This window comes from Actinoplanes sp. CA-131856 (genome assembly GCF_050956135.1).
Lineage (GTDB): Bacteria > Actinomycetota > Actinomycetes > Mycobacteriales > Micromonosporaceae > Actinoplanes.
In genome coordinates this window covers 9,542,891-9,556,639 of sequence record NZ_CP191849.1, presented here as the reverse complement: position 1 = coordinate 9,556,639, position 13,749 = coordinate 9,542,891, and the positions used below count along the sequence as shown (strand labels likewise).

Here is a 13,749-nt window from a genome sequence, read left to right as displayed (position 1 = left end):
CCGGCCTTCCACCGTTCCGCCCTCAGGGTCTCGGCGCCTCAGCTTAGCAGTGCTAAATTCTCCTTAGCGTTGATAAGGAGACTGCGATGAAGGTCGATGAGGGGCAGGGCCGCCCGATCCTCGTGCTGCACGGCGGGATGGGTGATCTCGGCAGCTGGGCCGGGGTGACCGACCGGCTGCGAGACCGGTTCCGCACGGTGCGGTGGCATCGACGGCAGTACCGGCTGGAGGTGCCGAGGAAGGTCACGATCGCCGACGAGGTGGCCGAGGTTCGCGAGGCCGCGAGGGCGCTCCGCGTGCCCGGCGGGACTGTTCTGGTGGGGCACTCGTCGGGGGCTGTGGTTGCGCTGGAGGCAGTCGTGGCGGATCCGGGGCTTTACTCGGCGGTGGTTCTCTACGAGCCGCCGATTGTGGTGGAGGGGTCCTTGAGTCTCCAGGCGGCGGGGCGCGGCCGGGCCGCTCTGGAAGCGGGGCGGGCCGGGACGGCGTTCGCCATTTTCATGCGGGAAGTGGCGCGGATGCGGTCGCCGATGCTTCGGGTGGCCGAGTTCGCCATGAACCGGAGAGGTGCGGCGCTCGGGCCTCTCGTCGAGCGGCAATGGGACGACGCTGAAGCGATCGACGATCTCGGCAACCGCCTGGAGGCGTACCGGGAAATCGCCGTGCCTGTCTTGCTGTTGGGCGGAAGCCGCAGCCCCCGGCACCTGGTCGAACGGCTGGACGCGCTGGAGCGGACCTTGCCGGGCGCCACGCGGACGACCATGCGCGGGCTGGGGCACACCGCCGAGCGGACGGCGCCCGGGCGCGTAGCGGCGGCCATTGCGGGGTTCCTCTGACGGATACCCGTACCCCCGAGGGGTATGCTGGTCGGCATGGAGCGGGTTATCGAGCTGGAGATCGGTGGGATGACGTGCGCCGCGTGCGCCAATCGCATCGAGAAGAAGCTGAACCGGGTCGACGGCGTCACCGCCACGGTCAACTACGCGACCGAGAAAGCACGGGCCACCGTGCCCGTCTCCGTCTCCGCGGCCGACCTCATCGCGGTCGTCGAGAAGACGGGCTACACGGCGGCCGAGCCCACGCCCGAGCCGGTCGCCGAGCCGGACCGGCGGGACGCGTTGCGGGACCGGTTGCTGATCTCGGCCGTGCTCAGCGTTCCGGTGATCGTTCTGGCCATGGTTCCGTCATGGCAGTTCGACTACTGGCAGTGGTTGTCGCTCGTTCTCGCCTCACCCGTCGTGGTGTACGGCGGTTGGCCCTTCCACCGGTCGGCCTTCGTCAACCTGCGCCATGGCGCGGCCACCATGGACACCCTCGTCTCCATGGGGACGCTGGCCGCCTTCGGGTGGTCCGTCTGGGCGCTCTTCCTCGGCGACGCCGGGATGCCGGGCATGACGCATCCGTTCTCCCTGACGGCGAGCGACGGCGACGCCATCTATCTGGAGGCGGCGGCCGGCGTCACCACGTTCCTGCTGGCCGGGCGCTATCTGGAGGCGCGGGCCAAGCGGCGGGCCGGTGACGCCCTGCGGTCGCTGCTCGAGCTCGGGGCCAAGCAGGTCACCGTCCTCGCGGACGGCGCCGAGCGGGTCATTCCGGCCGGCGATCTCACTCCGGGTGACATTTTCCTGGTACGCCCGGGCGAGAAGGTCGCCACCGACGGCGTGGTCGTCGACGGAGTGTCGGCGCTGGACGTCAGCCTGCTGACCGGCGAGTCGGTGCCGGTCGAGGTGCGCCCGGGCGACCCGGTCACGGGCGCGACGGTGAACGCCGGCGGGCGCCTGGTGGTGCGGGCCGAGAAGGTCGGCGCGGACACGCAGCTGGCCCAGATGGCCCGGCTCGTCGAGGAGGCGCAGAACGGCAAGGCGGCCGTGCAGCGGCTGGCCGACCGCATCTCGGGCGTGTTCGTCCCGGTGGTGATCGCGCTCGCCGCGGCCACGCTGGGCTTCTGGCTCGGCACGGGAGGGGGATCGTCGGCCGCCTTCACAGCCGCGGTGGCCGTGCTGATCATCGCCTGCCCGTGCGCTCTGGGCCTGGCCACGCCGACGGCCCTGCTGGTGGGTACGGGTCGCGGGGCCCAGCTGGGCATCCTGATCCGCGGTGTCGAGGCCCTGGAGTCGACCCGCCGGGCCGACACGATCGTCCTGGACAAGACGGGCACGGTGACGACGGGCCGGATGGCGCTGGCGTCGCTGGTACCGGCTCCGGGCACCGACCCGGACGAGCTGCTGCGCCTGGCCGGCGCGGTCGAGGCGGCCTCGGAGCACCCGATCGGCCGCGCGATCGCCGGCGCGGCCCGGGAGAAGGGCACGCTTCCCCCGGTCACCGATTTCCACGCGACGGCCGGGGTGGGCGTGCGAGGCCGGGTCGGCGGGGTGGAGGTCGCGGTGGGCGCCGGGGCGCCGGTGGGTCCGGCTTCGGGTGGCGGCTTGGCTTCAGATGGCGGTCCGGCTTCGGCGGGCGGCTTGGCTTCGGGCGGCGGTTCGGCTTCGGGTGGCGGCTCGGGCTTGGACGGCGGCTCTCGCGGTGCGGTGACCGGTGCGGCGACGTGGGTCGAGGTCAGCGTCGACGGGGCGGTGGCCGGGTGGCTGGCGCTGGCCGATGCCGTGCGGCCCACGAGCCGGGCCGCGATCGCCGGGCTGCGGCGGCTCGGGCTGGAGCCGATGCTGGTCACCGGTGACGCCGCGCCGGTGGCCGAGGCGGTGGCGGCCGAGGTCGGCATCGGGCAGGTCTTCGCGGGGGTGCTGCCGGCGGGCAAGGTCGACGTGGTCAAGCGCCTCCAGGCCGAGGGCAAGTCGGTGGCGATGGTCGGCGACGGCGTCAACGACGCGGCCGCGCTGGCCCAGGCCGATCTCGGGTTGGCGATGGGGGCCGGCACCGACGTCGCGATCCAGGCTTCGGACCTCACCCTCGTACGGGATGACCTCTCGGCCGCCGTGGACGCCGTGCGGTTGTCACGCCGCACCTTGAACATCATCCGCGGGAACCTGTTCTGGGCCTTCGCCTACAACGTGGCCGCCCTGCCGTTGGCCGCGGCCGGCCTGCTCAACCCGATGATCGCCGGGGCCACGATGGCGCTGAGCTCGGTCTTCGTGGTGCTCAACAGCCTGCGCCTTCGAGGTTTCAAAGCCGCCGGGAAAGCAGCGTGAGCCGGGCCGGCGGCGGATCGCTCCCGAAATCCGCGGCCGGTCCCGGCTCACCGTCTGCGTCGCGAAGGCTCGAACTGGTCCCGTAGCTCGAGCCCTGTGCCGCGACGTCCCCAGACCCACCTGCGGTGATAACGCTACGTGCCGGCGGTTGCCGGCCGGAAGCTCTCGGTGGCCGAAATGGCCGTTCGGCCCACGCGGAATGGGCGACAGATCCGGCTATCTCCGGACACTGAGGCATATAACCCGGAAGCCGATTACTCACCGTGGCGGCGGTAGAGCGCTACCTAACGTGATCAATCGTCGCCGCGGATGCTGTCGATCAGCGCCAGCACCTGCCGCAACGCCGGTCGCAGCACCCGCAGCCGGGACAGGGAGACGAGCCGGTCGATCAACGGCACGATCCCGTCGATGAGCCGTCTCGTCCGCCTCTGGCCGGGCGATTTGTCGTACACCCAGAAGAGAATGACGCCCATCCACCCGAGCCACAGCAGCTCGGGCAGCTCCCGCCGCAGCTCGGGGTCGAGCTTGGCCGTGGAGCCCTCCACCACGTCCCGGAAGATCGCGATGGCCGCCTCCCGGGCCGGCGACGACTCCCGGGAGAAGGGGCTCAGCGGCGACGACGGCTCGGCCGCGCTCTTGAAGAAGGTCGCCGCGAACGAGTGGTACGGCTCGTTCACGTCGATGCCCGCGTGCAGCACCCCGCGCAGGCGCGGCGCCAGGTCCTTCTCGCTCGCGAAGACCTCTTCCGCCGCCGCCCGGTGCGACGCCTGGTTCCGGTCGTAGAACCCCTGGATCAGGTGTTCCTTGGAGTCGAAGTAGTAATACGCGTTACCGACCGCGACCCCGGCCTCCTTGGCGATGGCCCGCATGGTCGTCTCGGCGTACCCCCGTTCGCGGAAGAGCCGCAGAGCTGTCTCGAGGATCAGCTGCCGCGTCTGCTCCCCGCGCGCACGCCGAGGTTTCTCCCCTCGCGGACCGGAAGGGGGCGGCTCAGCGGCAGCGGTCGTCACACCCGTCACCGTAGTCCAGCGCCCAGTCCTGACGTCCTTCCCCGACCGGCCCGGCCGATGAGCGCGTCGCCTCGCGAATCGCCGACACCGCGGCGATGAACTTGCGCGCGCTCGGCAGCAGCGCCGGCGAGCTGATCCGCTCGGCCATGGCCCGGTAGTCCGCGAGGGCCCACAGGCAGGCCACCCAGGCTCCGTCGCCCACGTAGACCGAGCCGTCGTCGCCGATCACCGTGATGTCGCGCAGCGTCGCGTCGTGATCCAAGCCGGCGAACCGTTCCCGCGCCTCAGGGGACCCCGCGGGCACAAATTCCAGTGGTACGAGCTGCGCCCGGCCCCGCAGCCATCGCCCGGCGGCCCGGCAGATCGGGCAGCCGGCGTCGTACAGAACGGTGAACGACCCGATCCGCCCCTCCTCGTCGGAGCCGGCGGCCGCCTCGATTGGCGCGACCCGGCCGGCCCCGTGACCGGCCGGGTCGAGATCGCGGCGCCCGGCCCTCGGGTGGGCCGGGTCGACCAGGTCGGCCGGGTAAGCCGGGCGGGCCGGGTCGAGATCGCGGTGGCTGGCCCCCGGGTCGGCTGGGTGGGCCAAGTCGGCTGGGTGGGCCCGGTCGGCTGGGTCGAGGTCGTGGTGGGCGGTCATGCGCGGGCCGGCGGGGGCGGGGTCTGCGGGTGGAACGGGAGGCGCGCGGCCGGCGGCAGCGGCGGCACGCCCTGCTGCTGGCGCAGGCGGCCGCGGCGGTAGCGGCCCAGGAAGAAGACGTTGCAGAAGTGCAGGACGCCGAGCACGAGCAGCACCAGGCCGATCTTCATGGAGAGCGTCTCGAGCGCCTCACTGGTGTCGGCGATGGCGTTCGCCGACCGCATGGCGACCGTCACGTATCCGAGGTTCAGCAGGTAGAAGCCCATCACCAGCAGCTGGTTGACCGCCTTGGCCAGCTTCGCGTCGGCGAAGACGTCGGCCAGGAACACCAGTCCGTTGCGGGAGAGCGTGGTCGCCACCCACACCGTGAGGCCCACGCTGACCGCGAGGTAAACGAGGTACATCCACACCTTCGGGTCCATCGGACCACCTTTCTCGAACGTGTTCAACTAACTCGCCCTAGTGTAAGCCCGTACTTGAACATGTTCAACATGGGGGTGCGGGAGGGGATGGCAATCGACGGGGGGAGTTGCCGACGCGCCGGGACCGCTACGCTGCGCCTACCCGTTCGCCGGGTGCCGGTAATCTAATAGGAAATAATCCTAAATAAGTAGGGGATCGCATGGCCGCCACCCGCCTTCCGGGCACGCCCCGGCTGTTGCGCGCGCTCAATGACCGCGCGGCGCTGGAACTGCTGCTGTCGCGCGGGCCGCTGACGCGGGCCCAGCTGGGTGAGATGACGGGTCTGAGCAAGGTCACGGCCTCGCAGCTCGTGGAGCGGCTCGAGCAGCGCGGCCTCGTGCGCCGGGTCGGCGAGCAGGCCGGTGGGCGCGGGCCCAACGCTCAGCTCTATGCGGTGACGCCCGGCAGCGCGCATGTCATCGGGGTCGAGGTCGGGCCCGAGCGGGTCGTCGCCGCCTGCGCCGACATCACCGGCACGATCATCGGGCGTGACGAGCAGTCCACCAAGGACACCGACGACCCGGTCGGCGTCGTGCACAACGCCGTCGTGCGGGCCGCCACCGAGGCCGGCGCCGACATGGGCTCCGTGCGGCGGGTGGTGCTCGGCACCCCTGGTCTCGTCGATCCGCAGAGCGGCGAAATCTCCTTCGCCTGGGACCTGCCCCGGTGGCATCGTGGCCTGCTCGATGACCTGCGGCGTGATCTGCACACGCCGGTCTTCTTCGGCAACGACGTCAACATGGCCGCCGTCGCCGAGCAGAGCACCGGCGCCGCCACCGGCGTCCGCGACTTCGTGCTGATCTGGGTCGGCCGCGGCGTCGGCCTGGCCAGCGTCATCGACGGCCGGCTGCACCAGGGCAGCACGGGCGCGGCCGGCGAGATCGGCTATCTGCCGGTCCCCGGGGCCGAGGTGCCCCGCCACTCGTCCAAGCGGGCGGCCAAGGGCGGCGTCCGCGGCGCCTTCCAGAGCCTGGCCGGGGCCGAGGCGGTCAAGACCATCGGCAAGAAGTACGGCTTCCGCGGCGCCGAGGCGGCCGATGTGATCCGTGACGCTGTCGCGGCCGGTGAGGCCGGCGAGCCGGTGCTCGACGAGCTCGCCGGGCGGCTGGCGCTGGGCGTCGCCGCCACCTGCGTCGTGCTCGACCCGCCGCTCGTCGTCCTGGCCGGCGAGATCAGCCACGCCGGTGGCCCGGCCCTGGCCGAGCGGGTCGAGCAAGAGGTCGCCGCGATCACGCTGGTCCACCCGAAGGTCGTCATCACCGGCGTCGAGTCCGACCCGGTGCTGCACGGCGCGCTCTGGACGGCGCTCGACGCCGTACGGGATGAGGTGTTCGGGTCTACAACGGCCTGACCCAAAACGCGTGGTTGGATGGTGCCGTGACTCTCCCTCCCGACGACGACACTGTCATCGCGTTCGACCGGGTCAGCGTGATCCGCAACGGAAACTTCCTGGTTCGCAGCCTGTCCTGGCAGGTCGAGCTGGACGAGCGCTGGGTCGTCCTCGGCCCGAACGGCGCCGGGAAGACGACGTTGCTCAACCTCGCCTCGGGCCGGCTCCACCCCTCCCGCGGCACGGCCTACGTGCTGGCCGAGCGCCTGGGCCGCACCGACATCAACGAGCTGCGCACGCGGATCGGGCTGGCCACCGGCCAGTTCGCCGACCGGGTGCCGGCCGACGAGCGGGTGCTCGACGTGGTGGTCACCGCCGCCTGGTCGGTGGTGGGCCGCTGGCGTGAGAGCTACGACCCGCAGGACGAGGCGCGGGCCCGGCAGCTGCTGGCCCAGCTCGGCATGGGTGCGCTGGTCGACCGTGAGTTCGGCACCCTCTCCGAGGGCGAGCGCAAGCGCACCCTGATCGCCCGGGCCCTGATGACCGACCCCGAGCTGATGCTGCTCGACGAGCCGAGCGCCGGCCTCGACCTGGGCGGCCGCGAGGACCTGATCGCCCGGCTCACCGAGCTCGCCCTCGATCCCGACTCGCCGGCGATGGTGCTGGTCACCCACCACGTCGAGGAGATCCCGCCCGGCTTCACCCACGGGCTGCTCCTGCGCGAGGGCACGATCGTCGCGGCCGGACTGCTGGGCGAGGTGATGACGGCGGACAACCTGTCCAAGACGTTCGGGCTGCCGCTGATCATCGACCGCTTCGGCGACCGGTACACGGCCCGGGCGGCCTGACGTGTCCCCGCGCATCGTCGTCGCCGGCAGCGCCAACATGGACCTGGTCGGGCTGGCCGAGCGCCTGCCCCGGCCGGGCGAGACGGTGCTGGGTGACGACTTCTTGATGATGCCGGGCGGCAAGGGCGCCAACCAGGCGATCGGCGCCACCCGGGCCGGCGGCCGCACGTGCTTCCTGGGCGCGATCGGCTCCGACTCGTTCGGCGTCAACCTCAACGCCCAGCTCAACGGGGCCGGCGTCGACATGACCCACGTGCGGACGACGTACGGGGTCTCCGGCGTCGCCGTGATCATGGTGGACCGCGCGGGGGAGAACTCGATCCTGGTCGCCCCCGGCGCCAACAACGCGTTCACTGGCCTGAGCGACGGGGAGCGGGCCGAGATCGCCGCCGCCGACGTGCTGCTCTGCCAGCAGGAGATCCCGGTCGAGACGGTGATCGAGGCGGCCCGGGCGGCGCGGGCCGGCGGCACCCGCACGGTGCTGAACGCGGCGCCGTTCCGCCCGCTGCCACCCGAGTTGCTGGAGAACGTCGACCTGCTCGTGGTCAACGAGGTCGAGGCGATGGCGATCACCGGCGGCGATGCCATCGACGTGCCGGGCCTGCTCGCGCTGGTGCCGCGGGTGGTGCTGACCCTGGGCGGCAACGGTTCCCGTTACGCCGACCGCGAGGGCCGCGACGAGCACGTCCCCTCGTTCAAGGTCCAGGTCGTCGACACGACCGCCGCCGGTGACGCCTTCACCGCCGCGCTCGCCGTGGCCTGGGGCGAGGGCCGCGACCTGGTCGAGGCGGTGCGCTGGGCCAACGCGGCCGGCGCGGCGTGCGTACGGAAGGTCGGCGCCTCGAACTCCCTGCCCACCCGGGCCGAGATCGACGAGATCTACAACGGAAGTTGATCACGGGGTGGGGCGACGGCGCTAACTCTGCCGGGCCGTGGTGACGAAGCGGTTCACCTCGAAGCGCAGCACCTCGGCCAGCTGGGACAGGCCGGTGCTGCCCACGTCGCCGCCGCCGTCGACGGCGGCGGCGATGCCGTTCACCAGGCCGCTCATCTCGCGGATGCTCGCGGTGACGGTCTCGAGCACGGTCACCGCGTCGTTGGCCACCTCCTGCACCGTGTTGACCTGGCCCATGATCTCGTCGCTGGAGGCGCTGGTCTCGGTGGCCAGGTTCTTCACCTCGCCCGCGACCACGCTGAAGCCCTTGCCCGCCTCGCCGGCCCGGGCCGCCTCGATGGTCGCGTTCAGCGCGAGCAGCCGCGTCTGTTTGGCCACCGCGTTGATCAGGTCGACCGCGGTGCGGATCTGATCGGAGGCGGCGCGCAGCCCGGTCACCGTCGACAGGCCCCGTTCGGCCTCGCTGACCGCGTCGCGGGCGAAGTCGGCCAGCCCGTTGGCCGTCGCCCCCATCTCGGTGGCCGCCGTGGCGACCTGCTCCGACACCGAGAGCACGGCCGATTCGAGGTCGTCGGCGAGCGCGATCCGGGCCCGGTTGGCGTCGGCGATGCGGGCCGCGTTGTCGCTCATCACCGCCGTCGAGGCGGAGATCTCCTCGGCCGCCATCTTGAACGCCCCGCGCAGGCCACGGGTCAGGATGCGGCGGTGGAAGCGCCCCTCGGCGGCGGCGGCCGAGGCCGCGCTCGACTCGCGCAGGAACGCGTCGCTGGTGTCGAGCAGGTTGTTCATCGCGTCGCGGGCGGCCACCGCCTCGGCCGACTCGCCGATCGACGGCAGCCGTACTTCGAGATCACCCGCCGCTGCCTTGCGGCACACGTCGGTGATCAGCCTGAGGATCTCGTCCGCCATCAGCGGCCGCCGGTGGTCAAGGCCCAGACATATGAGTCGTACGTCTGTTCACCGAGCTCCGCCAGCATCGTCTGCCAGCCGGCCTCGACCGCCGCCTTGGTGTTCGCCTCTCGGCTCTCGGCCGCCAGGAGCCGGTCGTACAGGCGGCTGACCTCGGTGATCGCGGACTTGTCGGGCGAGCGGCGGTTGGAGTGATAGCCGACGAGCCGGCCGTCCGCCGCGTACGACGGCGTGACGTGCGCGAAGACCCAGTAGTGGGCGCCGTCGTGGGCCAGATTCTTGACGTACGCGAAGATCTCCTGCCGTTGCTCGAGGGTGTCCCAGAGCAGCTTGAAGACGGCCCGCGGCATGTCCGGATGACGGATCAGGTTGTGCGGCTGCCCGATCGCCTCGGCCTCGGTGAGCGCCGAGGTCCGCAGGAAGACCTCGTTGGCGTACGTGATGACGCCGCGCGGATCGGTCTTCGTCACGATGATCTCGTCGACGCCGAAGGTCCGCTCGATACCGGTGGGGCGGGTCTGGGTGGCTCGCATCAGTTCCGATGGTCACCGATTCTTCCCGCCCCCGAGTGTTAATCCGCAAAAACGCGGCGGGCCCACAGAACCAGCGGTACCTGCAGCGGAAGACGGCCGTAGGCGACGGCCCGTTTGGCCGGGGAGGTGTGCCGCCAGTCGACGGCCATCTTGACGTTGGCCGGGAAGACCGCGGCGAACAGGCCGGCCGCGGCCAGGGCACCCGCGCGCCGGGTGCGGGGATGGGCGATCGCGGCCGCCACGGCGAGCTCGGCCGCGCCGCTCAGATAGGTCCACGTGCGCGGCGAACCCGGCAGCGAGCGCGGCACGATCGCGTCGAACGGCTTCGGCGCGGCGAAATGCAGGGCGCCCGTGGTCGCGAGCATTGCCGAGAGAGCGGCGGCGTCTTTCCTCATCGGCCTTACTTTAAAGACGGTTCCAGGGCCCGCTGAAGGGCCCGGTAGATGCGGCCGAAGCGCGCCGAGTCGGGCGTGCGCAGCAGCATGACCTTGCCGACCGGCGTGCGGGCCCAGATCTCCCGGGTGCGGCTGCCCCGGTCGTACGACTTGTCGACCTGCTCCAGCAGCACGTCGGCCAGGGGCAGGGTGGCCAGGCCGACCAGCACGCCGCCGCCCACCAGGGCGATGGTCGTGCTGGTGGAGGCGTCGATCACCAGCGCGACCAGGATGCCGAGGGCGCCGAGCACGATCGGGACCAGAATGGCCAGGCCCAGCGCGCCCCGGCCGGCGATCGTGGCCCACGACCGGCGCCCACGCGTGTGCCAGACCTGGATCAGGTCGTCCAGACCCAGGTCCATACCGTTCATCCGGACACCCGTGGACGTGATCCACACGTCCGGGTCCCGGTAGTAGGTGGTCATCGTCTTCTCCGTACCCGTCGTAGGCTGACCTGAACCAATCCTCAGGAGGCTGTTCCGTGGGCGAGTTCGTGACGCTGGAGACCAATGACGGTATCGGAACCATCAAGCTGAACCGGCCCCCGATGAACGCTCTGAACACCCAGCTTCAAGAAGAGCTCCGGGCCGCCGCGCATTCCGCCACCGGCGACGAGGGGGTCAAGGCCGTCGTCGTGTACGGCGGGGAGAAGGTCTTCGCCGCGGGGGCCGACATCACCGAGTTCACCAAGGTCGGCTATCAGGAGATGGCGGTGCGCGCCGAGGCGCTGTCGAGCGCGTTCGACGCCGTGGCGCGCATCCCCAAGCCGGTCGTCGCCGCGATCACCGGATATGCGCTGGGCGGCGGCTGCGAACTGGCCCTGGCCTGCGACTGGCGGGTGGTGGCGGACGACGCCAAGCTCGGCCAGCCCGAGATCAAGCTGGGCATCATCCCGGGCGCCGGCGGCACCCAGCGGCTGGCCCGGCTGATCGGGCCGGCCCGGGCCAAAGATCTGATCTTCTCGGGCCGCATGGTCGACGCCGAGGAGGCGCTGCGGATCGGCCTGGCCGACCGGGTGGCGCCGGCCGGTGACGTCTATCGGACGGCCGTCGAGCTGGTCCGGCCGTACGTCTCGGGGCCGTCCCTGGCGCTGCGGGCGGCCAAGCTGGCCGTCGACGGCGGGCTCAACCTCGACCTGGCCTCCGGCCTGGCCCTCGAGTCGCAGCTGTTCGCCGGTCTGTTCGCCACCGACGACCGGGTCGAGGGCACCACCGCCTTCGTCGAGAAGCGTAAGCCCAGATTTACGGGCCGCTGACCATGGCGCATATCGATCAGTTGCCATAAAGTCACGCGGTGTGGAACCGGCTCCGGTCACGCGTGGGGTGAGGCGCACCGTGCGCATGGCCGTGGCTCTGGTGGTCGGGCAGGCTCTGCTCTGCGCGCTGATCGGCTGGCTCACGCTGGGCCGGTCCAGCTCCGGCCCGGGTGGTTCCGGCGCGGCGGTCGACCAGGCCGCCGCCCCGCCGCCGCGGCTCACGTCGGCCGCTCCGGCCCCGGCCGTTCCCGCCCCCGAGCCGCCGGTCGCGGCCTCCCGCGCCCCCAAGGCGCCGGTCTCCAAGACCCGCAAGCCGGCCCCGACGACGGCGGCGGACAGGACGACGACCCCGCCGCCGAGGCCACCCGCCGTGATGCCGCCGGTCACCTCGCAGCCCTCCGTGCCGAGCGTCACGCCGTCGAGCGAGCCGATCCTGCTGCCGCCCGAGCCGCCGGCCACCTCGCCCAGCACCTCACCCACTCCCCGTGACCGGCCGAGGCCCGACGGTGAGGAGGGTGGCGGGAAGCTCCAGCGCGGCGTCACGGTCGGTGATCGTTGCTATCCCGAGGGTGCCTTCGGGCTCACCCGTGACGATCGACTCGTTCGCTGTGTGCGCGTGCGCTATGACCCTCCGCGCTGGAAGATCGTCTAACGGCGGGTACCCCCTAGACTCGGTCCATGCCCATCGACCAAGGTGAGCCGAAGAGGCATGCCCTCGGCGTGGACTTCGGCACCTCGAACACTGTCGCGGTGGCGCGCTGGCCCGACGGCCGCGCCCGCCCGATCCTGGTCGACGGGTCGCCGCTGCTGCCCTCCGCCGTCTACGCCGAACCCGACGGCAGCTTCGTGGTCGGCCGCGACGCCGTGCACTCGGCCCGCTTCGACCCGGCCCGCTTCGAGCCCAATCCGAAACGCCGCATCGACGACGGGCTCGTGCTGCTGGGCGACCGGGAGGTGCCGGTCGTCGACCTGATCGCGTCGGTGCTGGCCCGGGTGGCCGAGGAGTGGCACCGCGCCGTGGGCCCGCTGCTGCCCGAGGTGACGCTCACCTGCCCGGCCACCTGGGGCGCGACCCGGCGCACGCTGCTGGCCGAGGCCGCCGCCCAGGCCGGGCTCACCCGCGCCCGGCTGGTCGCCGAGCCGGTCGCCGCGGCCACGTACTTCGCCGAGGTGCTCGGGCGCGACGTGCCGATCGGATCGGTCGTGGTGGTCCACGACTTCGGTGCGGGCACCTTCGACGCGAGCGTCGTCGCCCGTACGGCGGAAGGCTTCGAGGTCATGGCCGTCGACGGCCGCGACGACGTCGGCGGCCTCGACATCGACGCGGCCATCGTCGAACACCTCCGTACCGACGAGTGGCAGCGCCTGATGGAGCCCACGACGGCTCAGGAGAGGCGCGCGCGGCGTCAGCTGTGGGAAGAGGTGCGGATCGCCAAGGAGAGGCTGTCGCGCACCCAGTCGGCCGACTTCGTGGTGCCGCTTCTCGACATCGAGGTGCACCTGACCCGCGACGAGCTGGAGAAACTGGCCCGGCCGATCCTCGATCAGACCGTGCGGATCACCAAGGGCATGCTCGACTGGGCCGACCTGCCCGAGGGGCGGCTGGCCGGGGTCTTCCTGGTCGGCGGGGCCAGCCGCATCCCGCTGGTGGCCACCCTGCTGCACCGCGAGCTGGGCGAGGCGCCGGTGGTCATCGAGCAGCCCGAGCTGGTGGTGGCCGAGGGCAGCATCCTGGCCGACGCCGCGCTGCTGGCCTCCGGTCCGGCCGCGCCGGGCCCGACGTCCGAGCTGCGGCTGGTCTCGACCGGCCTGGCCGACTCGGCGACCGTACGGGTGGAGCCGGCCGTCGCCGAGCACATCCCCGGCACCACGGGGTTGCAGCCGCCGGTCGACCCGTGGCCGGACGCCGATCACCACCACTGGGTGCCCGATCCGCACGCGACCGTGCCGACGCCGCAGTCCGCCTTCAAGCAGCCGGATCGACCTGTCTCCGTACCCCCGAGGGGTGTAGCCACGGCGACGCCGGTCCCGAGCCGGCCGATGTCGCCCGCGCCGCAGCCCTATCACCCGCCGACGGCGCCCGGGAAGAGGCCGCGCAAGCGGTCGAGCGGTTTCGTGCGCTTTCTCCAGGTCACGCTCAGCGTCCTGTTGATGATCGTCGTTCCGCTGGTGGCGCTCGTGGTGGCGTACGGCTATGGCAACGGCGACTCGCTGCCGCTCGACGCGGAAAACCTGTGGAACGAGATTCGGGAGCTGCTCGGGATCTGACTCACCGGTAACCTGCTGG

The 13,749-nt window shown here is 71.8% G+C and carries 15 protein-coding genes; 8 read left to right on the top strand and 7 right to left on the bottom strand.

Annotated elements, in window-relative coordinates:
• Positions 1 to 86 precede the first annotated feature (86 nt).
• Positions 87 to 836, top strand: a complete 750-nt coding sequence (locus ACQP2X_RS43810) for an alpha/beta fold hydrolase (protein ID WP_498692022.1) — start codon at positions 87 to 89, stop codon at positions 834 to 836.
• A 36-nt stretch (positions 837 to 872) separates the two neighbouring features.
• On the top strand, positions 873 to 3,146 hold the full coding sequence (locus tag ACQP2X_RS43805; RefSeq protein ID WP_498692021.1) for a heavy metal translocating P-type ATPase: 2,274 nt from the start codon (positions 873 to 875) through the stop codon (positions 3,144 to 3,146).
• Positions 3,147 to 3,439: 293 nt separating this feature from the next.
• Here the strand turns inward: ACQP2X_RS43805 and ACQP2X_RS43800 are convergent, their stop codons facing one another.
• The 3 genes from ACQP2X_RS43800 to ACQP2X_RS43790 are packed head-to-tail and all read right to left on the bottom strand — an operon-like array spanning position 3,440 to position 5,218.
• Positions 3,440 to 4,156 carry a TetR/AcrR family transcriptional regulator gene (locus ACQP2X_RS43800; RefSeq protein WP_498692020.1) on the bottom strand — a complete coding sequence of 239 codons (717 nt, stop codon included), beginning with the start codon at positions 4,154 to 4,156 and terminating at the stop codon, positions 3,440 to 3,442.
• A complete protein-coding gene (locus ACQP2X_RS43795) occupies positions 4,137 to 4,796 on the bottom strand; it encodes a thiol-disulfide oxidoreductase DCC family protein (RefSeq protein WP_498692017.1) in 660 nt (219 codons plus the stop codon). The genes ACQP2X_RS43800 and ACQP2X_RS43795 overlap by 20 nt, the downstream gene beginning before the upstream one ends.
• Positions 4,793 to 5,218, bottom strand: coding sequence for a hypothetical protein (locus tag ACQP2X_RS43790; protein WP_498692013.1), 426 nt, complete (start codon positions 5,216 to 5,218; stop codon positions 4,793 to 4,795). Before ACQP2X_RS43790 ends, ACQP2X_RS43795 begins: the two co-directional genes overlap by 4 nt.
• Positions 5,219 to 5,418: 200 nt before the next feature.
• On the opposite strand from ACQP2X_RS43790, the gene ACQP2X_RS43785 reads away from it, so the two are divergent.
• From ACQP2X_RS43785 to ACQP2X_RS43775, 3 genes are read left to right on the top strand one after another with little or no spacing between them, the layout of a single operon-like run.
• A complete protein-coding gene (locus ACQP2X_RS43785; protein ID WP_498692010.1) occupies positions 5,419 to 6,609 on the top strand; it encodes an ROK family transcriptional regulator in 1,191 nt (396 codons plus the stop codon).
• 26 nt (positions 6,610 to 6,635) lie between these two features.
• Positions 6,636 to 7,436 carry an ABC transporter ATP-binding protein gene (locus ACQP2X_RS43780; RefSeq protein ID WP_498692009.1) on the top strand — a complete coding sequence of 267 codons (801 nt, stop codon included), beginning with the start codon at positions 6,636 to 6,638 and terminating at the stop codon, positions 7,434 to 7,436.
• 37 nt (positions 7,437 to 7,473) lie between these two features.
• Complete coding sequence (locus ACQP2X_RS43775; RefSeq protein ID WP_498701228.1) at positions 7,474 to 8,331, top strand: ribokinase; 858 nt, start codon at positions 7,474 to 7,476, stop codon at positions 8,329 to 8,331.
• Between the two features lie 21 nt (positions 8,332 to 8,352).
• On the opposite strand, the gene ACQP2X_RS43770 is transcribed toward ACQP2X_RS43775, so the two are convergent.
• From ACQP2X_RS43770 to ACQP2X_RS43755, 4 genes are read right to left on the bottom strand one after another with little or no spacing between them, the layout of a single operon-like run.
• Complete coding sequence (locus tag ACQP2X_RS43770) at positions 8,353 to 9,240, bottom strand: methyl-accepting chemotaxis protein (protein WP_498692007.1); 888 nt, start codon at positions 9,238 to 9,240, stop codon at positions 8,353 to 8,355.
• Positions 9,240 to 9,773, bottom strand: a complete 534-nt coding sequence (locus ACQP2X_RS43765) for a PAS domain-containing protein (RefSeq protein WP_498692006.1) — start codon at positions 9,771 to 9,773, stop codon at positions 9,240 to 9,242. The genes ACQP2X_RS43770 and ACQP2X_RS43765 overlap by 1 nt, the downstream gene beginning before the upstream one ends.
• Before the next feature lie 38 nt (positions 9,774 to 9,811).
• Positions 9,812 to 10,168, bottom strand: a complete 357-nt coding sequence (locus ACQP2X_RS43760) for a DoxX family protein (protein WP_498692004.1) — start codon at positions 10,166 to 10,168, stop codon at positions 9,812 to 9,814.
• Between the two features lie 5 nt (positions 10,169 to 10,173).
• Positions 10,174 to 10,632, bottom strand: a complete 459-nt coding sequence (locus tag ACQP2X_RS43755) for a DUF6232 family protein (RefSeq protein WP_498692001.1) — start codon at positions 10,630 to 10,632, stop codon at positions 10,174 to 10,176.
• Positions 10,633 to 10,688: 56 nt separating this feature from the next.
• Between ACQP2X_RS43755 and ACQP2X_RS43750 the strand changes: the two genes are divergently transcribed.
• From ACQP2X_RS43750 to ACQP2X_RS43740, 3 genes are all read left to right on the top strand, one after another.
• Positions 10,689 to 11,462: an enoyl-CoA hydratase/isomerase family protein gene (locus ACQP2X_RS43750; RefSeq protein WP_498691999.1), complete on the top strand. Its 774-nt coding sequence runs from the start codon at positions 10,689 to 10,691 to the stop codon at positions 11,460 to 11,462.
• A gap of 85 nt (positions 11,463 to 11,547) precedes the next feature.
• Positions 11,548 to 12,114, top strand: a complete 567-nt coding sequence (locus ACQP2X_RS43745) for a hypothetical protein (protein ID WP_498691997.1) — start codon at positions 11,548 to 11,550, stop codon at positions 12,112 to 12,114.
• A gap of 26 nt (positions 12,115 to 12,140) precedes the next feature.
• Entirely contained in the window at positions 12,141 to 13,730 is a 1,590-nt protein-coding gene (locus tag ACQP2X_RS43740) for an Hsp70 family protein (RefSeq protein ID WP_498691995.1), read from the top strand.
• Positions 13,731 to 13,749: the final 19 nt, after the last annotated feature.